Here is an 18,178-nt window from a genome sequence, read left to right on the forward strand (position 1 = left end):
GTTAATGTATTGCTAAATGTTTTATAAAAAACATCGCATACCCTTGTTTTAATTGAGGTCTTTTGAAAACCAACCCGCGTACCGCAAACTTTTTTTAAAAAATTTTACGTTTTGCTGTTGAAAAGTATTTGGTCCATTCCTATATCTATTTTGTCGGCGCTGAAAGGTCAGGTCGACAACACTGCCGCCGCAAAGTCGGGGCATTTAATTTTAAACATATTGCTTAATTATTAGGATATGACTATGCGTAATATCGATCTATCTCCACTTTACCGTTCATTCATTGGTTCAGACCACCTTGCTTCGCTTATTGATGCGGCATCGCGTTCAGAAAAGCAAAGCACCTATCCGCCATACAATATTGAACTGCTTGACGATGATAAATACCGCGTAACCATGGCTATTGCTGGTTTCAGTAAAGACGACGTGTCTATTCAAGTAGAAGAAAACACGCTAACCATTACCGGTACGAAGAAAGCGGAAGAAAAGGAAAGTGCTGAACGTAAATTCCTACACAAAGGCATTTCAGAACGTAATTTTGAACGTAAATTCCAGCTTGGTGACCACGTAAAAGTATTGGCTGCTGATATGGAAAACGGTCTTCTGCATATCGATATGGAGCGAGTCATTCCAGAAGCCAAGAAGCCTCGTCAAATTGAAATAGGTTCACGCCTACTCGAAAACTAATTCGACGATATTCAACACCTTCTTGGTTTGTTTCCCAACTTTTAACGGCGCCTAGTGCGCCGTTTTTTTTGCCTCAAAGCAGCACATTATTAACTGTGTGACATTGAAACATTTCGGGTAGTTGCGCGGTAAAATACGACTTGATAACAGTCACACTGCGCCTTCACAACTAACGAGCGCTAATGGGAAATGGTGAGTTCGTAATTGGCTATACCCGATTCACCCGACCTAAAAGAGCCGGTAATATTTCGGCCCGCCAGTTCACCTGTGGCAGAGTCGTCAATAGAGGTAAAAGCGCTGCTGGCAACGCCATTTTCAAAACTGCCATTGTGCTGAAGCGTAACGCAGCCACGTGCACCGTCAATCACGCCCACAAAAAATTCAAACCCGACAAATTTCGCCTTTGTCTGACTTTGATAGCTCATCAAAAACTCAACATCTGACTCACCTGACATATCACCAGTGTAGGTTTGCTTTATTGAGGCATGAGACGTTTTTACGCCTTCTGATTTTTCATTTAATGTCTCTTCGTCCCACTTCTGTATTGAAAAACTGCCTTTGTAGCTCATGGTTTTCTCCTAGCTATACTTTTGTCTATCCTATCCTGCTCGCGTACAAAAATACAACATTTGAAGTGTAAGAAACTGTATTTTATAAATAAATCAGATAAACCCCTTTAAAATAGCGAGTCCTACGGCATTACACGTGCTGGCGTCTTTTATCTCACCGGTGATAATTTTTGTCTTTAATGTCTCTAAAGTCATAGTCACAATGCGAAGGTCTTCCTCTTCACAGTCTAGCTGTTGTTCGCCCTGGGTTAATCCTTTTGCGATATAGATGTGATAACCCTGATCACAAAAACCATAGGCGAGATATTGATAGCCGACGTAAATCATTTCGCGGGCGCTAAGTCCGGTCTCTTCTTTGAGCTCGCCGGCAGCTAATTGTGCTGGGTCGGCGTCAGGATGACTTTCCCACGCTCCCTGAGGTAATTCTAACTGGCGCTGTTTAATGGTGTAACGATACTGCTCAACCAGATAAACCGTATCGCCCTCAATAGGCAAAATAATGGCAAAGTCAGGCTTTTCTACCACCCCGTATATGCCTTCACTGCCACTTTTCCTGCGTATTTTGTCTTCCCGTAACGTCAGCCATTTATTTTTATAAACAACTCTGGAGTCAATGGTGTCAATATCAGCCATGGTTAAAGCCCCGTTAGCCTCACTAATCTCATCTCTTACATCCTAACATCGTACTGTACACACAAATACAACGCCATCCCATTCATGTTGTGAAGCTAATCCACTTTAAACCCTTCGACAGTGCGCAGCAGTAACCTGTTATTGTGCTGCATATCCTTAGACAACTGTGATAACGCTTGCGCAATTCCCAATTCATGGCGCGCCGCTTCTTCCACCGCCACCACATCTTTCGCTACGGCTTCAGTGGTCATAGACTGTTGCTCTGCCGCTGATGACATATTGTTAGCCATTAATTCTAATTCTGTGGCCGCTTCTTTTACTTTTGCTACCGTATTTCGTCCGTCTTCAGTGGTATCCATTGACGTTGAAATCGACTCGACATTTTTATTGATATCGTTTACTACCACCACACTGGCCTCGCGCAGACTTAACAATAAAGTCGATATTTTGTCTGACGATTCTCTGGAGCTTTTTGCCAGTTTGCGCACTTCATCGGCAACCACCGCAAAGCCTCGGCCGTGTTCGCCGGCTCGCGCGGCTTCTATTGCCGCATTTAACGCCAACAGATTGGTCTGATCGGAAAGTGTGTTGATGGTTTCCAAAATAGAGCCTATCTCCATCACCTTCGTTTCCATTTGTTTTGCGTTCGACTGTACCCCTTTGATATCCTCTGACAGCGACGACATACTGTGTTTTATTCTGTCATTTGCAATAAGTGATTGCTCTGCCAATTCATCTAAACTTTTGCTGGCGTTTAATGTATCAAGAGATGATTGAGCAATTTCGCGACTGGTAACGGCTATCTGTTCCACTGCCGATGCAATATTGGTGGTGAGGTTCTGGGTGTTGCCTGCGTCCTGCAAGATATTGGTACTTGATTGCTCCAGTTGATCAGACAGTCTTGCGCTGGTAGTGATAGACTCGCCAAGCCCCTTTATTAAGTCTCTTAAGGCAATGATGGTGGTATTCACCGAACGGGATATTTCGCCCAGTTCATTGTCTGCATCCATTTTAACCTTAACGGTCAGGTCACCTTCTTTTGCAATTTTATTTAAATTGAACACCAATGCATTAAGTTGCCTGGTAATTACTGATAACAGCGCGCGATAAACCAGCGCGATAAAAATAGTCACCAATACAATGACAACAATGATCACTATCAGCGAAGTGCGAGCCGCTGATGCGGTGTCATCGGTAATCTCTTTTACATTGTTAAATACGGTTTTCAAAAAAGTCGCCACCTGCCCTATTTGCGCGGTAGCCAAGCCAAACCACTCAGTGTTTGCGGGAAGCACACTAAAATCAACGGGCTCTGCAATGACAAGGGCACCAATACGCTCTACCTGTAACGACTCGGAAGACGACAAGAACGGTTCAAAGCGAATTTGTTTGTCGTTGGCTAAACTTAGGTTGAGTTTTTCATAAAGGTCGTTGATTTCATTACTGTAGCTTGTAATTTCATCTCTGACGTTTGGGGCAATATGCTGTCTTGCCAGCACGGCATTAATTTTGCCGCGACGCTGACCAAGCTTTTCTTTTAGTTGCGCAAACATTAGCCCCTGCGCCAAGCGCTTTTTCGCACTTTGGTCGTAAACCAATAAAGTAAATGCATTAGCGGCGCTTAACGCCCGTTGATTCAGTCGACTGTAAAATGAAAATGCCCCTGCCCCTTGCAGGGCGTCCACTTCATTTCGTATTTTGCTTTTGCCGCCCCCAAGATCAAAAAGCGGCTTAAGAATACTCTCTACTTCTAACTCTTCTGGCCAGGTTTGTTGTGCCAATGCGGCTAACTCTTTGAAAGCAGTATCGGCATTTTCACGTTGGTTAACGACTTTTTGCTTGGCTTCATCGGAAGGATTACCGAGAAACCCCGCCGTTAATCCCCGCTCCAAAGCATGGTGATGTGCCACTCTTTCCACAGCAGAAACCAACGACACAACCCGTTTATCTTGCTCGGCTTGGTGAATAAAACTGGTCAACTGACCGATATTTTTAAATGCTAAGAATGCCAGTGATAAGAAAAGTGCGCCAGTGACTAACAAGGTCAACTGAACAATGGTAAGTTTTTTAGATAACATAAAACGAGAAATCTCCTTGTTAAGGTGTATACAAGTAGATCACTGCATTTCTTAGGCAAAGTTGTCGTTATTATTATGGCCTGTTGCACTTGTAAGTACTTTTTTGCGTACTTTTTATAAAGCGCAACAGACGTTATGTTATGGGTTGAAATGCACTAACCAGTGCTATAAATCCTTTTTGTGTAGATTTTAGCCGTCGTTGAGTATAGGTAATAACTTATAAAACAGGTAGGAACAGACACACATTAAGCCAGCTTAATACCCGCCGTTTTTAGACGAGTTTGGTCTATCATAAAAGCAGAACTCAATTTGCGCCCGCACAGGCAATGCATTTGCATTACCTCTTTATTCATACTAATATTCAAACCAATGAAACAAGTAAAAGATAGAGGTTGTTATGGCACAAGTTGCTTTAGAAACTGAATCAACACTGACCGACCGATTTCAAACTACGGTACCTAGTCCTGTTCGCCAAGCGCTGCGCTTAGGCAAGAAAGACAAAATTAAATACGCTATACAGTCTGACGGCAGTGTTGTTATCTCGCGTGCAGAATCACAAGAAAGCGACCCTGTACTTGGTGAGTTTTTATCATTCATAGCACGAGATATGAAGGCTCATCCTGAAAGACTAGAGCCGTTATCAGCAAGTATGCGAGAAAGCGTTGACGCGTTGGTTGAAGGTGTTGAAATTGATTTAGATGCTCCGTTATTGGATGAGGACGAGTAAGTTTGCAAAAAACGATACCAATGGTCGTAAATGGTTGGACACTTTACACTCATCCATTGTTTAAAGAGCAATACCTTAGCCTGAAATCACAAGTTGAGTCTTTACGTAAAAAAGATTCAAAGGGCTACCTTAAGAAGAATGCAACGAAACGATTAGCCGCTATTCAAAGGCTAATCTTTGAATTAATACCGCATGATCCTACCAGCGCTGAATTTCGCCAAGGAAGTACATTGGGTGATGATAACAAGCATTGGTTCCGGGCAAAGTTCTTCCAGCAATACCGTTTGTTTTTTCGTTATCACCTAGAGTCAAAAATCATCGTTTATACTTGGGTAAATGATGAAAAGAACAAACGCGCATATGGCAGCAGAACAGATGCATACAAAGTGTTCGAAAAGATGTTAATTTCTGGACACCCTCCCGATGGATGGGATGATCTTTTGAAAGCAGCCAAGGACGAATCACTCTATCCATAAGCGAACTGCTTGTTTTTCTGCAAGAAAATAGTTTGGATAGCATTTCCGATTATTTATATGCTGGCACGATACAATGAAATAGTTATAGGTCGGTTTATAAGGATATTTCGTCTAGAGCCTGTTGATCTATGCTGTACATTTTTGCAGCGGGCTGTGTGCCAATTGAAAAACTAAGGAACGCTGAGGGAAATAAGTCAGTGGAAAGCCATTCCACTGACTGCAAAAACTAAATATATTCTACTTCGATGATTTCAACTTCAATACTACCAGCAGGTGTCTGAATAGTAACAGCATCATCTAACTCTTTACCAATTAGACCACGTGCAATAGGTGAATTCACTGAAATCAGGTTGTTCTTAATATCCGCTTCGTCATCGCCTACGATACGATAGGTGGTTTCTTCGTCTGTTGCCGTGTTTAAAATGGTCACCGTGGTGCCGAAAATTACTTTGCCTGTGTTGTCCATTTTCGTGACATCGATGATTTGCGCGTTAGACAACTTACCTTCGATGTCTTGAATACGCCCTTCACAGAAACTCTGCTGTTCACGGGCAGCGTGGTATTCCGCATTTTCTTTTAAATCACCATGCTCACGCGCTTCAGCAATAGCCTCAATAATACGTGGGCGGGTTTTGGTTTTAAGCTCGTTTAGTTCGTCACGCAGCATTTGAGCGCCACGCGCTGTCATTGGATACTGGCTCATGGATACAGTCTCGCCTAGCTAGTTGTTTTAAACAGAAAAGTGCGCCGCTAAGGCGCACTTTTTATTCGTTCACACAAATGTAATATAGCTAGGATACCGCGTATCCTAGCGTATGTCATTAGTGTTTCAGTCTGGCGTGCAGTTCTTGTACTGATGCAACTTTGTTTCGGTCATCGGCTGACTTAGCGCGAATGGTGGCAAAGGCAGCATTCATTGTCGTGGTGTAAGTAACCTTGTTCACCAGGGCTTCACGACGAATGTACACTGAATCAGTAATGGCTTGGCGGCCTTCGGTTGTGTTGATCAAGTAGGCGTATTCGCCGTTCTTGATAGCATCCACAATGTTGGGGCGACCTTCAGACATCTTATTGACTACTGTGCTCATAATGCCCGCATCGTAAAGCGTTGTAGCCGTACCACGCGTCGCTTCAATGCTGAAACCAGCAGCGACAAGTGCCTTGGCAAGCTCAATGATTTTTGGCTTGTCGGTATCGCGCACAGAAATAAGCGCTTTACCTTGTTTAGGTAACGGTGCACCGGCCCCTAAGTTAGCCTTGGCATAAGCTTCTTCAAACGTATCGCCTACACCCATAACCTCACCGGTTGAGCGCATTTCAGGGCCCAGTAACGGGTCAACGCCCTGGAACTTAGCAAATGGCAATACCACTTCTTTCACTGAGTAGAACGGCGGGATCACTTCTTCTGTTACGCCCTGCTGCGCAAGGCTAACACCCGCCATAGCGCGAGCTGCAACCTTTGCCAGCTGCACGCCAGTTGCTTTCGATACAAACGGAACTGTACGTGCCGCACGAGGGTTAACCTCGATAAGGTACACTTCACCGTCTTTAATCGCGAACTGGGTATTCATCAGACCGACCACGCCAAGCTCTAAAGCCATCGCACGTACTTGCTCACGCATCACGTCTTGAATTTCTTTAGACAAAGAGTGTGGAGGCAATGAACAAGCCGAGTCACCCGAGTGAACACCCGCTTGCTCGATGTGTTCCATAATACCACCGATCACCACGTCTTTACCGTCACAGATAGCGTCGATATCGACTTCGATAGCGTCGTCTAGGAAACGGTCTAGCAATACTGGCGCGTCGTTAGACACTTTAACCGCTTCGTTCAGGTAGCGCTTAAGATCTTTAATGTCGTAGACAATTTCCATCGCACGACCACCGAGTACATAGCTAGGACGTACTACTAGCGGGAAGCCAATCTCTTCGGCCATGGTTAACGCTTGTTCAACGTTGGTTACCGTCGCATTCGCAGGCTGCTTAAGATTAAGCTTGTTCACCATTTGTTGGAAGCGCTCACGGTCTTCGGCGCGGTCAATCGCTTCAGGTGATGTACCCATAATTGGTACGCCAGCGGCTTCAAGGGCACGGGCTAGTTTAAGTGGTGTTTGGCCACCGTACTGCACGATAACGCCTTTTGGCTTTTCTTTTTCAACGATTTCGAGTACGTCTTCTAACGTTACCGGCTCGAAGTAGAGACGATCAGACGTGTCGTAATCGGTTGATACGGTTTCAGGGTTACAGTTAACCATAATGGTTTCATAACCGTCTTCGCGCATCGACAATGCCGCGTGAACACAGCAGTAATCGAATTCAATCCCCTGACCGATACGGTTTGGACCACCGCCCAATACCATAATCTTGTCTTTGTCTGTTGGCGCCGCTTCACACTCTTCATCGTACGTTGAGTACATGTAAGCCGTGCTTGTTGAGAATTCAGCAGCACAGGTGTCAACGCGCTTGTAAACGGGCGAGATACCAAATTCACGGCGGGTTTCACGCACATCGCTTTCGGCCACTTTCGTTAGCTCAGCAAGTCGCGCATCAGAGAAACCTTTGCGTTTAAGGGCGCGCATAAAGTCTGCATCGATACCCGGTAGACCCAGTTCAGCGACTTTCGCTTCAAGATTGATAAGATCTTCAAGCTGTACCAGATACCAACGGTCAATGTTAGTCAGGTTGAATACTTCATCAACACTCATGCCCATGCGGAACGCATCGCCAATGTACCAAATACGCTCAGCACCCGGTTGACGGAGTTCGTAGACAATTTTGTTGTGCGACTCAGGATCGTCAAGGTCAAGCATTGGGTTAAGCCCCGTTGCGCCAACTTCCAGACCACGAAGTGCTTTTTGCAGTGATTCTTGCTGGTTACGACCAATGGCCATCACCTCGCCCACTGACTTCATCTGCGTCGTCAAGCGGTCGTTAGCACCGGCAAACTTTTCAAAGTTGAAGCGTGGAATTTTGGTGACTACGTAATCGATTGACGGCTCAAACGACGCTGGCGTTAAACCACCAGTGATGTCGTTGGCTAACTCATCAAGGGTATAACCAATGGCGAGCTTGGCTGCTACTTTGGCAATCGGGAAGCCCGTTGCTTTAGAGGCCAGTGCTGATGAGCGCGATACGCGTGGGTTCATCTCAATGATGACCATACGACCGGTTTTAGGGTCAACACCAAACTGAACGTTTGATCCACCCGTTTCAACACCAATTTCACGTAGTACTGCCATGGCAGCGTTACGCATGATTTGGAATTCTTTATCGGTAAGCGTTTGCGCTGGTGCGACGGTAATTGAGTCACCGGTGTGTACACCCATTGGATCGAAGTTTTCGATAGTACACACAATGATACAGTTATCGGCGCGGTCGCGTACTACTTCCATTTCGTACTCTTTCCAGCCTAGCAACGACTCGTCAATCAACAACTCGTTAGTCGGTGACAGGTCTAAACCGCGGTGACAAATTTCGTTAAATTCATCAATGTTGTACGCGATACCACCACCGGTTCCACCCATGGTAAATGACGGGCGAATGATACACGGGAAACCAATACGGCTAAGTACGTCGTGAGCTTCGTCCATGCTGTGCGCAATTTCGGCACGAGGACATTCAAGACCAATGTTTTTCATAGCCTGGTCAAAGCGCTCGCGGTTTTCCGCTTTATCGATAGCATCTGCCGTGGCACCGATAAGTTCACAACCAAACTCTTCCAGTACGCCGTGCTTATCTAAGTCTAGCGCACAGTTAAGTGCCGTTTGACCACCCATAGTAGGGAGAATGGCGTCTGGACGCTCTTTTTCGATAATTTTGCGTACGACTTCCCAATGAATTGGCTCGATGTAGGTAGCATCTGCCATTTCCGGGTCAGTCATAATGGTGGCGGGGTTGGAGTTAACCAAGATAACGCGGTAGCCTTCTTCGCGAAGGGCTTTACACGCCTGTGCGCCTGAATAGTCAAATTCACAAGCCTGGCCGATAACAATAGGGCCAGCACCAATGATAAGAATACTTTTTATGTCGGTACGTTTTGGCATAGCGGGCTAATTCCTACTGCTTGTGCTGTTCAATAAGTTCGATGAAATGGTCGAATAACGGCGCCGCTTCATGTGGGCCAGGACTTGCTTCAGGGTGACCCTGGAAGCTGAACGCTGGCTTATCTGTGCGGTGAATACCTTGCAACGATTTATCGAACAACGAAATGTGCGTAACTTCTAGATTATCTGGCAAACTAGACTCATCGACAGCAAAACCGTGGTTTTGGCTGGTGATCATGACCACATTGCGCTTGAGATCTTTAACCGGGTGGTTGGCACCGTGGTGACCAAACTTCATTTTCACGGTTTTTGCACCACTTGCCAGTGCAAGCAACTGGTGACCAAGACAGATACCAAATACTGGAATACCGGTTTCTACGATGGCTTTAATCGCTTTAATGGCGTAGTCGCATGGCTCTGGGTCGCCTGGACCATTCGACAGGAATACGCCATCAGGGTTCATTGCCAATACGTCTTCTGCCGGTGTTTGTGCTGGCACCAAAGTCACTTTACAACCGCGGTCAGCTAACATGCGAAGGATATTGTTTTTAACGCCGTAATCGTATGCGACGACGTGGTATTTAGTTTCACTTGGCGTGACATAACCTTTGCCAAGTTCCCAGCTGCCTTCTGTCCATGTTTTCGGCTCAGTAATACTGACTACTTTCGCCAAATCCATGCCTTTAAGGCCAGGGAATGCTTTTGCTTGCGCCAGTGCGCTAGACTCGTCTAATTCATCTGAGCAAATAATGCAGCCATTTTGTGCACCTTTGTCTCGCAAGATCCGCGTTAAACGACGGGTATCTATATCTGCAATACCCACAACGCCTTTCGCTTTTAGGTATTCAGACAGTGTTTGCTGTTGACGAAAGTTACTGGCAACCAGAGGAAGGTCACGGATAATAAGGCCTTTAGACCAGATTTTATCTGCTTCAACGTCTTCGTCGTTAGTACCGGTGTTGCCAATGTGTGGATAAGTAAGGGTGATGATTTGTTCAGCGTAGGATGGATCGGTGAGAATTTCTTGATAGCCAGTCATGGAAGTATTAAAAACAACTTCCCCGACGGCGGAGCCAGTAGCGCCTATCGCCGTACCTTTAAAAACAGAACCATCCTCTAACACCAAAAGGGCAGAATTAGCCAAGTCAACCTCCAGATTAAGGATAACTATGTGTTTGTGCAGTTTTCTGCACAAACCCCACAAAAAACGGGAGGTAGTGATAACATTACATCCCGTTTTACGATCTTTGCAGCTAATAAAACCGCACTCTTCAGCCATTTTGGCGGCTTCAGAATACGAAATTCTGGCAAATTCCGGCGAGTATACATTACTCATCGAAAATGGCAAATTTATTTGTAATAATTTACTAAAATACCGCTTATATCACCTTTTTTGCTCAGAACCATTGAAAGTACGGCTTATTGCTCATTTTAAATGCAACTTAGGTTTTACACTTTTGTAACGTGTTGGGCACTGTGCTGACCTAAGCTCAACCGTGCCTATAGACTACAGCTTCAGATTCAGCACATCTACCATGGAGTATAGCCCAGCTTGTTTACCACACAACCATTGTGCGGCATGAACAGCCCCTTTGGCAAAGGTTAGTCGGCTGGATGCTTTGTGCGTAATTTCTAAGCGCTCACCAATATCGGCGAAAAGCGCCGTGTGCTCGCCCACAATATCCCCTGCTCTGACCGTGGCGAAGCCAATAGTATTGTGATCCCGCTCGGGCTCTTTGCCTTCACGACCATACACTGCACAGGTTTTTAAATCACGACCCAGTTCATCGGCAATAGCTTGACCTATTGCCATTGCCGTACCTGACGGTGCATCTTGTTTAAACCTGTGGTGGGCTTCGGTAATTTCAATATCTGCGGTCTCGCCCAGCACACTTGCAGCCTGACGTACAAGCGACAACATCAGGTTTACGCCCACGCTGTAGTTAGCAGCAAATACAATAGGAATGTGTTTTGCGGCATCATCAAGTGCAGCCAGCTGCGTGTCGTTTAACCCCGTGGTACCAATAACCACCGGCATATTGTGCTCAACACACCACGCCAAATTACTTTCAATAATAGATGGCAGAGTAAAATCGATCATGACATCGGCGTCTTGTGCCGTTAGCGCAGACAAGGCGCTGCAATTGATTGGTTGCTTCGCAATACCGGCTAACTCACCAACATTCATGCCTACCCAAGGCGAATCATCCCGCACCGTAGCCACGCTCAAGCTGGCATTTTCACTTAAATCTAACGCTTCAATGAGCACTCGGCCCATGCGCCCATTGGCACCAAACAACCCTACTTTCATATTTTCGCTGCACACTTATTCAATTCGTTAACTTGCTGGCATTTTGCCAAATACATGCACTATTGCAATGCGATTATCATATTAAATATGCCTATTGTAGCGTTAAGATGCATTTCACCGACTTTACATCACTGTGTTGAGACATCACCACCCAGTTTGAGGTAGGATGAAGAAAGGTAATGCGTTGGCATACGATACCCAGCGTCCTATCGGTTACAGCACCACACGTTAAAAGACAACACTATGAATAAATCACTACTGTGGGATTTGCCCACTCGCCTTTTTCACTGGTTATTAGTCGTCAGTATTATCGCCCAATATGCAACCGCAGAGTGGCTGGATGATGCGGTGCAATGGCATTTTTATATAGGCTATTTCACGTTATTTCTTATCGCGTTTAGAGTGATATGGGGATTTGTCGGCACCCGCTATGCCCTGTTCAGCCATTTTGTTAAAAAGCCCCATATTGTTTGGCGCTATGTCACCCAACTTTTCAACAGGCAAAGTGCTGTCACCATTGGTCACAACCCGCTGGGTGGCTGGTTTGTACTAATCATGCTGTTTCTTGTTGGCGTGCAGGCTATTTCGGGTCTGTACATGACAGACGATATCTTCCTGGATGGGCCTTATCGCGCACTGGCCAGTGATGAAGTGATTGGGATAATGACACAACTTCATCATGTGACCTTTGACGTATTACTTTATGTTATTGCGCTGCATATAGGCGCTGTTGTTTTTTATAGTGTGTATAAAAAACAGCGCTTAGTGCCTGCCATGGTGCATGGCAAACAAAATTCACAATACTTTAATTACGTCAATTCTCCTATTAGCCATTCCAAGCTACGTCGCGCCTTGGTGGTCGCGCTGATAGCGGCGGCACTTGTCTATGTCGCCGTAGAGATCTACCCACCTGCACCAGACGCAGGTGAGTATTATTATTACTAACCCAATGTGAGAGACAGGTTAACTCGCTGGTTGCGTGTCAGCGACTAAGCCCTTCTCACGCATGAGCGCGGTGATATCGGTGACACTGCCCGGATCGTCAATGGTTGAGGGCACCGACACTGTTTCATTCGCCGCGATTTGTCTTAACAGCTTGCGTAAAATTTTGCCCGAGCGTGTTTTGGGTAATTGTTTCACCACAATCGCCCGTTTGAAGCAGGCCACCGGGCCAATGGTTTCACGTACTCGGCTGATAAGGGCTTGTTCCAGTTCCCCTTCGTCAACCGATACACCGTCTTTGAGCAATACCAGCCCTACTGGCAATTGCCCTTTCAAACTGTCTTGAATCCCTATCACACTACACTCTGCAATAGCGGGGTGCCCAGCCAGTACTTCTTCAATTTCGCCGGTAGACAGACGGTGACCCGCTACATTAATCACATCGTCTGTTCGCCCCATGATAAACACATAGCCGTCTTCGTCGATGTAACCGTTGTCACCGGTACTGTAGTAGCCTTCAAACTCTCTTAAATAACCGTCTACAAATCGCTCGTGATCCTGCCAAATAGTCATCAGACAACCTGGCGGTAAGGGAAGCCGTATAGCGATCGCCCCTTTTTCCCCTACTGTTTGTTCCTCTCCCCCACTTTGCAGTACCTTTACACTGAAACCAGGTGTGGGCACGCTTGAAGAGCCTGGCTTAGGCGTCATCGCCTCTATCCCCATCGGGTTTGAGCAAATAGGCCAGCCAGTTTCGGTTTGCCACCAATGATCGATAACCGGAACGCCTACTTTTTCGTTTGCCCAATAATAGGTAGGTGGATCTAATCGTTCGCCCGCCATAAACAAGGTTCGCAAGCTAGAAATGTCGTACTGATTAAGTAGGTTTGCCTCGGGATCCTCCTTTCTGATAGCGCGAAAAGCAGTAGGTGCGGCAAACAATACGTTGATTTTGTGGTTATCTATCATACGCCAAAACGCGCCAGCATCAGGTGTACCCACTGGTTTGCCCTCATACATTACCGAGGTTGCCCCTTTAATGAGTGGCCCGTATACAATGTAGGAATGCCCCACTACCCAGCCCACATCAGATGCAGCCCAAAACACGTCGTCTTGATCAATACCATAAATGGCGCCCATCGAATAATGTAAGGCAACCGCATGGCCACCATTGTCCCGTAGTACACCTTTAGGCTTACCCGTTGTGCCAGACGTGTATAGTACGTAGAGCGGATCAGTGGCATCCAGTTCGACGGCGTCTATTGGCGAGCTACTTGACACCAGCGCTTGCCAATCGTGGTCAAAATCGGCATTTAGATCAGCGCGAAGTTGTGGCCGCTGAAATACCACGCATCCGGTAGGCTTGTGCGTGGCCTGCGCGACGGCTTCATCCACCAATGGCTTATAGGGCAGCAGCTTTTTACCTTCAATACCACAGGATGCAGTAACAATAAGCGTGGGCGTGGCATCATCAATGCGCACTGCCAGTTCATTAGCCGCAAAGCCACCGAACACCACACTGTGTATGGCACCTATTCGGGCGCATGCCAACATTGCGATTGCCGCCTGAGGGATCATGGGCATGTAGATGATCACCCTGTCACCTTTACTTACACCCAATTTTGCTAGTACACCTGCAAAGCTGGCGACTTCTATCAGTAGCTCTTGATAAGTAAAGTGCGCAACAGTATTCGTGACTGGCGAGTCGTATATAAGGGCTGTTTTATCTCCCCGCCCCGCTTTTACATGGTGATCTAAGGCCAGATAACTGGTATTCAGTTTTCCCCCTTTAAACCAGTCATAGTAGCCGTTAGTTGCTTTGCTACACGCCTGTGGCGGCGGAGTAAACCATGAAATAGCGTTGGCTTTTTCCATCCAAAAGGCCTCGGAAGATTCGGTAGAGGCGCGATATTCGTTTTTATAATTCATAACCATGACCTTTGTAGGGTTTTGTCAAACCCTACTTCAGTAATTGCCATTGTGCTTATAAGACTTCAGGCTTATAAATTTTAACTATATGAAATCAAATGAAATAATATTGATAGTGAGTAGGTTGTTAGCGCGATAAAATAGCCATTTTGTGGATTACACGGGGCTGTGAGTGATTTGAACTTACGCACGTCATGTTAAGTTAAAGACGATATACGCAAGCGTTAATATAACGCCACAAGGTGCACATTGTTGTATGGGCAGAAAAGCGCTGGCATGAATTAGTGCATTGCACTGAGTTTTTGTTTCCAGCTATCAATACTTAGGGGCTTGTCCAGATAGAAGCCCTGAAATGCTGTGCATCCACAGTCTTTGGCGTAATCGAGTTGTGTAGTGTTTTCAATACCTTCGGCCACCGTATTGAGCGCCATGTTGCTGGCCAAATGACAAATACTTTTCACCAGGCAACGTTTTTGTTGAGATGACTCTATCCCTTCAACAAAAAGACGGTCGACCTTTAGTTCAGAGATTGGCAGTGACTGTAAGTAATTTAAATTAGATTCGCCGATACCAAAATCGTCGATGGAAAGATTAAATCCACTTTCTGCAAGCTCTCTTACTCTCTGCTGAACGGTGCACACACCGTGAATTAACGCACTTTCGGTTAGTTCTACCGTGATCAAATGATGTGGCACATGCCAGCGGTTGACGATTGTTACGAATCGCTTTACAAAATCGGCTCTGGCAAGGTGCTTGGCACTAATGTTGATTGAAAGTTTAGTACTGACGTTATCGCGAATACACTCACTTAACAATTTACAGGCCTCGTTACTTACCCAAAGATCTAACTCTGCTATGACCTCACTTTCTTCGGCGATGGGGATAAATTCACTGGGGCTTAACTCACCTAATTGAGGGTGACGCCAGCGAAGCAGAACTTCAGAATTAATGATGGTTTGGTTTGTGTCGTATTGGGGCTGAAGCTGAACGTAAAACTCATTGTCAGACACCGTGCAATTTAAAGCATGTAAGATGGAATGATAACGATCTACATCGCGCTGATGAACCCGCCATACAGGCAAAGAAGCGTTTGTGGTTGCTTGCCGGTAACAAGGTAATGCAACCACTTTGTCTAATACACTTTTTAAGTGCTTAAATGACAAGTGTTTCATAGGTAACGTACAACTGACAATTTGAGTGTGTACGTCCAAGGAATGGTTATACAAATTTATCGGCAGTAGTACATGCTTTTGAAGCTGACGGTACGTTGCATCAATGGCTTCATTTGCCTGGTCTTCATTTTCAAAAAGCGACTGAAAAAATAGATAAAAAGCGTGATCTTGTGCTTTACATATCAAATGTGTTTTTTGCTCATCAGGCGCGAAGCCTCTTTCAAAACGCCGGGCGATAATTCGCAGTATATAGTCAACAGTAGGTAGGCCAAATGCGTGTTCGTACTCTTTCATATTATCAATTGAAAGACGAAGGCAGGCCGTTATTTTCCCCATATCGGCAGAGGGTGCCGCAAGCGATTTAATGTGATGTTCTAAAAAGCAAGTATTAAACAACCCGGTGGTTGCATCGCGAAAGGCTAGTCGTTTGTAGTGTTCTATCTCATGGAGTTGGTCTGTAATATCTCGCAGTGTCACAATGCTTAACGCCTGATTGTGCAAGGTGCAACGTTTTACGCTGACCTCACAGGGCGTGTGCTTGCCACTTTTATTGCGCACGGGTTCACATGAGGCTTCACTTGCCCTTTCGTTAAACGGTATGCCACATAACTGACTAAGTATCGACACGTTATGGTCAAACGCCTCAGGCGTAGCAACCAGTTTAATATCCTGACCAATCAGCTCTTCTGGCTTAAACCCCAACATGCCTTCCACCTGATTATTCACGGTCAAAATAGTGCCATCTTTATCTACACTCAATACCACGCCATTGACGTGATTGAGCAAACTTGTTACATATTCGGTAAAGTTGTGTTGCGAGTCTGACAACGTTTGTACATCGGTTTCATCTTGCACTGCGCCATAAAACCTAACAATTTTACCCGAGCCGGTAGATTCTGCCGCCCTTTGCATGTGAACCGTAAGCTTCACGCTTTTGTAGCGGCCATTGCCATTTCTAAACTGAATAAACTCCACTAACGTGTTGTCTTTTTTCAAGGCGTTTAGCATAGTGCTACTGAGCTTTTTACGGGTAGTTTCATCAAGGAGATCCAGCACCTGATGCACGTAAATTTCCTGCAGATGCTCTAAGCCCAATATCGATTTAACAACAGAGGTAACCGACAACAGCCCGCTGTATCGGTCAACCTCCCAGGCACCGACTTTTGACAGGGCACTGACTTCCTCCAAAAGGGTTAATTGCGCCGTTAGCTTTTCAGAATAAGGGTGCTGTACTAATTGATACTGCATGCCGATTTCTATTCGCTGACGGGTTATTTCAAGAAAAGCGTGTTGTTGTGCACTTAGTGAAGCGTGCGTCATAAAACAAAAGAGTACGCCTTCCAATTGGTCTTGTAAGTTGTTAATGCTCGCCACCACCACATAGGTATCAGCAAGGTGAGCAAGAACGGCGGGTAACTTAAAGTCTTGTGCGGGAATAGGAGCACTCATAGGAGTCATGGGAAGCATCAACCTAACGTGGCTGGGGCAGTATATGACGTTAGATTCCAGTTCAGGGTGCTGGCTGTCTGCGCACAGCACAGTGGCGCTGCCAGTATAAGGGTTGATAGAGGTCATGATCATGCACAGGGCGTTGACCTTGCTCTTGCCATTGTCGAGGTGCTTTATATAATCCTGCGACGTTGTGCGCATAATGGATAACATGCGATCACTGCGTAATTCCATCAAACCCGTTCCTGTGTGCTGAACTTAAAGTTTATGCGAAGTACAACACCCTGGCTACGCGCTATTATTATGGCCTCACAGTTCTGGCACTACCTAGCTATGGCTTTGGTATGGCATAGCTAATTCGTGGCAAATATGACAAAAATTAACTGATTTGCGCAAATGCTATGGCGTGGCAAAAAGGCACCAGTGAATCACCGCTATAAGGTTAATATACACCTCAATTGACGCCAACAAAAGTACATTTTTTAACCAGTTCTACTATTAAGAATAAGGATATGACTTCCCTACATTTTCCCCTTCACCACACTTGTGGTGTGATGAGGGGCATTAAGGGAAGTAAAAGGAAGGACGTTAGGTTTTAGTCTTTTTTATAATCGTCATGACACGATTTACAACTAGCACCTATTTTGCCGATAGCGCTGCGATAAGCACTTTCATCACCCGCTTTTACAGCAGCCTGCAGGCCTTGTGCAGCCGTTTTAAGCGCAGCTATTTTGCCTTTTACATCACTAAAGTTTTCCCATAAGGCGTCTTTGGCACCGGTTTCAAGGTCAAACCCACGGGTATCGACGGCAAGGTAGTCTCCCATCATTTCCGCTAATTGCTCTAAGCGAACGGCGTTGGTTTGCATAACGCTCTCATCAAAAGGCAATGCCCCTTTTGCCATTCCGCCCAACGGACCCATATTACTGCGTAACAATTGAAAGAGTGACTGACGATATTCAATGGCTGCAGCGGCGTGTTTCTCTGAAGTGGCTTGGCTCACTTCACTTGCAGTAGCGATAGCGGATGACAATGCGCTGGTAGTAACAGCGAGAAGAATTGCTTTAGTTAGTAATTTCATGCCTGTTCTCTTTATTTTTGTGATGAACACAGGGTCAACCCTTTAAGTGGTGCTACCCTGCTTGTCTTGTAAGTGGTTATC

At 45.7% G+C, this 18,178-nt stretch carries 14 protein-coding genes; 4 read left to right on the plus strand and 10 right to left on the minus strand.

The window, feature by feature from the left end:
* Nucleotides 1-243: 243 nt before the first annotated feature.
* A complete protein-coding gene (locus ACMCM8_RS09880; RefSeq protein ID WP_412722475.1) occupies nt 244-687 on the plus strand; it encodes an Hsp20 family protein in 444 nt (147 codons plus the stop codon).
* A 179-nt stretch (nt 688-866) separates the two neighbouring features.
* Here ACMCM8_RS09880 and ACMCM8_RS09885 read toward each other — a convergent pair whose 3' ends face one another.
* The 3 genes from ACMCM8_RS09885 to ACMCM8_RS09895 all read right to left on the minus strand — a co-directional run bounded on the left by ACMCM8_RS09885 (nt 867) and on the right by ACMCM8_RS09895 (nt 3,967).
* A complete protein-coding gene (locus ACMCM8_RS09885; RefSeq protein WP_412722476.1) occupies nt 867-1,256 on the minus strand; it encodes a DUF3224 domain-containing protein in 390 nt (129 codons plus the stop codon).
* 93 nt (nt 1,257-1,349) lie between these two features.
* The gene (locus ACMCM8_RS09890) at nt 1,350-1,889 is read right to left on the minus strand and encodes an NUDIX domain-containing protein (RefSeq protein ID WP_412722477.1); all 540 of its coding nucleotides are present in this window, start codon (nt 1,887-1,889) and stop codon (nt 1,350-1,352) included.
* A 95-nt stretch (nt 1,890-1,984) separates the two neighbouring features.
* Complete coding sequence (locus ACMCM8_RS09895) at nt 1,985-3,967, minus strand: methyl-accepting chemotaxis protein (protein WP_412722478.1); 1,983 nt, start codon at nt 3,965-3,967, stop codon at nt 1,985-1,987.
* 397 nt (nt 3,968-4,364) lie between these two features.
* Here ACMCM8_RS09895 and ACMCM8_RS09900 point away from each other — a divergent pair, with 397 nt between their 5' ends.
* Nucleotides 4,365-4,694 (plus strand): type II toxin-antitoxin system PrlF family antitoxin, encoded by a 330-nt coding sequence (locus tag ACMCM8_RS09900; RefSeq protein WP_412722479.1) that lies wholly within the window; start codon nt 4,365-4,367, stop codon nt 4,692-4,694.
* Nucleotides 4,695-4,714: 20 nt separating this feature from the next.
* On the plus strand, nt 4,715-5,170 hold the full coding sequence (locus ACMCM8_RS09905; protein WP_412727674.1) for a type II toxin-antitoxin system YhaV family toxin: 456 nt from the start codon (nt 4,715-4,717) through the stop codon (nt 5,168-5,170).
* Nucleotides 5,171-5,396: 226 nt separating this feature from the next.
* On the opposite strand, the gene greA is transcribed toward ACMCM8_RS09905, so the two are convergent.
* From greA to dapB, 4 genes are all read right to left on the minus strand, one after another.
* The gene (gene greA, locus ACMCM8_RS09910; RefSeq protein ID WP_412722480.1) at nt 5,397-5,873 is read right to left on the minus strand and encodes a transcription elongation factor GreA; all 477 of its coding nucleotides are present in this window, start codon (nt 5,871-5,873) and stop codon (nt 5,397-5,399) included.
* Nucleotides 5,874-5,991: 118 nt separating this feature from the next.
* The gene (carB, locus tag ACMCM8_RS09915; RefSeq protein WP_412722481.1) at nt 5,992-9,213 is read right to left on the minus strand and encodes a carbamoyl-phosphate synthase large subunit; all 3,222 of its coding nucleotides are present in this window, start codon (nt 9,211-9,213) and stop codon (nt 5,992-5,994) included.
* 13 nt (nt 9,214-9,226) lie between these two features.
* Nucleotides 9,227-10,357, minus strand: a complete 1,131-nt coding sequence (gene carA / locus ACMCM8_RS09920; protein ID WP_412722482.1) for a glutamine-hydrolyzing carbamoyl-phosphate synthase small subunit — start codon at nt 10,355-10,357, stop codon at nt 9,227-9,229.
* A gap of 363 nt (nt 10,358-10,720) precedes the next feature.
* Nucleotides 10,721-11,524, minus strand: coding sequence for a 4-hydroxy-tetrahydrodipicolinate reductase (gene dapB / locus ACMCM8_RS09925; protein ID WP_412722483.1), 804 nt, complete (start codon nt 11,522-11,524; stop codon nt 10,721-10,723).
* Between the two features lie 243 nt (nt 11,525-11,767).
* Here dapB and ACMCM8_RS09930 point away from each other — a divergent pair, with 243 nt between their 5' ends.
* On the plus strand, nt 11,768-12,469 hold the full coding sequence (locus ACMCM8_RS09930; protein WP_412722484.1) for a cytochrome b/b6 domain-containing protein: 702 nt from the start codon (nt 11,768-11,770) through the stop codon (nt 12,467-12,469).
* A gap of 18 nt (nt 12,470-12,487) precedes the next feature.
* On the opposite strand, the gene ACMCM8_RS09935 is transcribed toward ACMCM8_RS09930, so the two are convergent.
* The 3 genes from ACMCM8_RS09935 to ACMCM8_RS09945 form a co-directional block, all read right to left on the minus strand.
* Nucleotides 12,488-14,395 carry a propionyl-CoA synthetase gene (locus ACMCM8_RS09935; protein ID WP_412722485.1) on the minus strand — a complete coding sequence of 636 codons (1,908 nt, stop codon included), beginning with the start codon at nt 14,393-14,395 and terminating at the stop codon, nt 12,488-12,490.
* 281 nt (nt 14,396-14,676) lie between these two features.
* Nucleotides 14,677-17,250, minus strand: a complete 2,574-nt coding sequence (locus tag ACMCM8_RS09940; RefSeq protein ID WP_412722486.1) for a bifunctional diguanylate cyclase/phosphodiesterase — start codon at nt 17,248-17,250, stop codon at nt 14,677-14,679.
* 361 nt (nt 17,251-17,611) lie between these two features.
* Nucleotides 17,612-18,097 (minus strand): c-type cytochrome, encoded by a 486-nt coding sequence (locus tag ACMCM8_RS09945; protein WP_412722487.1) that lies wholly within the window; start codon nt 18,095-18,097, stop codon nt 17,612-17,614.
* Between the last annotated feature and the right edge of the window lie 81 nt (nt 18,098-18,178).

This window comes from Alteromonas sp. D210916BOD_24, assembly GCF_047159385.1.
In the GTDB taxonomy this organism is placed as follows: Bacteria; Pseudomonadota; Gammaproteobacteria; order Enterobacterales; family Alteromonadaceae; genus Alteromonas.

What these genes read in the sequence shown, in the direction of transcription:
- ACMCM8_RS09890 (WP_412722477.1), bottom strand. Translation starts at nt 1,889, where the DNA reads ATGGCTGATATTGACACCATTGACTCCAGAGTTGTTTATAAAAATAAA.
- ACMCM8_RS09880 (WP_412722475.1), top strand. Translation starts at nt 244, where the DNA reads ATGCGTAATATCGATCTATCTCCACTTTACCGTTCATTCATTGGTTCA.
- ACMCM8_RS09935 (WP_412722485.1), bottom strand. Translation starts at nt 14,395, where the DNA reads ATGAATTATAAAAACGAATATCGCGCCTCTACCGAATCTTCCGAGGCC.
- ACMCM8_RS09905 (WP_412727674.1), top strand. Translation starts at nt 4,715, where the DNA reads ATGGTCGTAAATGGTTGGACACTTTACACTCATCCATTGTTTAAAGAG.
- ACMCM8_RS09885 (WP_412722476.1), bottom strand. Translation starts at nt 1,256, where the DNA reads ATGAGCTACAAAGGCAGTTTTTCAATACAGAAGTGGGACGAAGAGACA.
- ACMCM8_RS09895 (WP_412722478.1), bottom strand. Translation starts at nt 3,967, where the DNA reads ATGTTATCTAAAAAACTTACCATTGTTCAGTTGACCTTGTTAGTCACT.
- dapB (WP_412722483.1), bottom strand. Translation starts at nt 11,524, where the DNA reads ATGAAAGTAGGGTTGTTTGGTGCCAATGGGCGCATGGGCCGAGTGCTC.
- carB (WP_412722481.1), bottom strand. Translation starts at nt 9,213, where the DNA reads ATGCCAAAACGTACCGACATAAAAAGTATTCTTATCATTGGTGCTGGC.
- ACMCM8_RS09930 (WP_412722484.1), top strand. Translation starts at nt 11,768, where the DNA reads ATGAATAAATCACTACTGTGGGATTTGCCCACTCGCCTTTTTCACTGG.
- ACMCM8_RS09900 (WP_412722479.1), top strand. Translation starts at nt 4,365, where the DNA reads ATGGCACAAGTTGCTTTAGAAACTGAATCAACACTGACCGACCGATTT.
- ACMCM8_RS09945 (WP_412722487.1), bottom strand. Translation starts at nt 18,097, where the DNA reads ATGAAATTACTAACTAAAGCAATTCTTCTCGCTGTTACTACCAGCGCA.
- ACMCM8_RS09940 (WP_412722486.1), bottom strand. Translation starts at nt 17,250, where the DNA reads ATGGAATTACGCAGTGATCGCATGTTATCCATTATGCGCACAACGTCG.
- greA (WP_412722480.1), bottom strand. Translation starts at nt 5,873, where the DNA reads ATGAGCCAGTATCCAATGACAGCGCGTGGCGCTCAAATGCTGCGTGAC.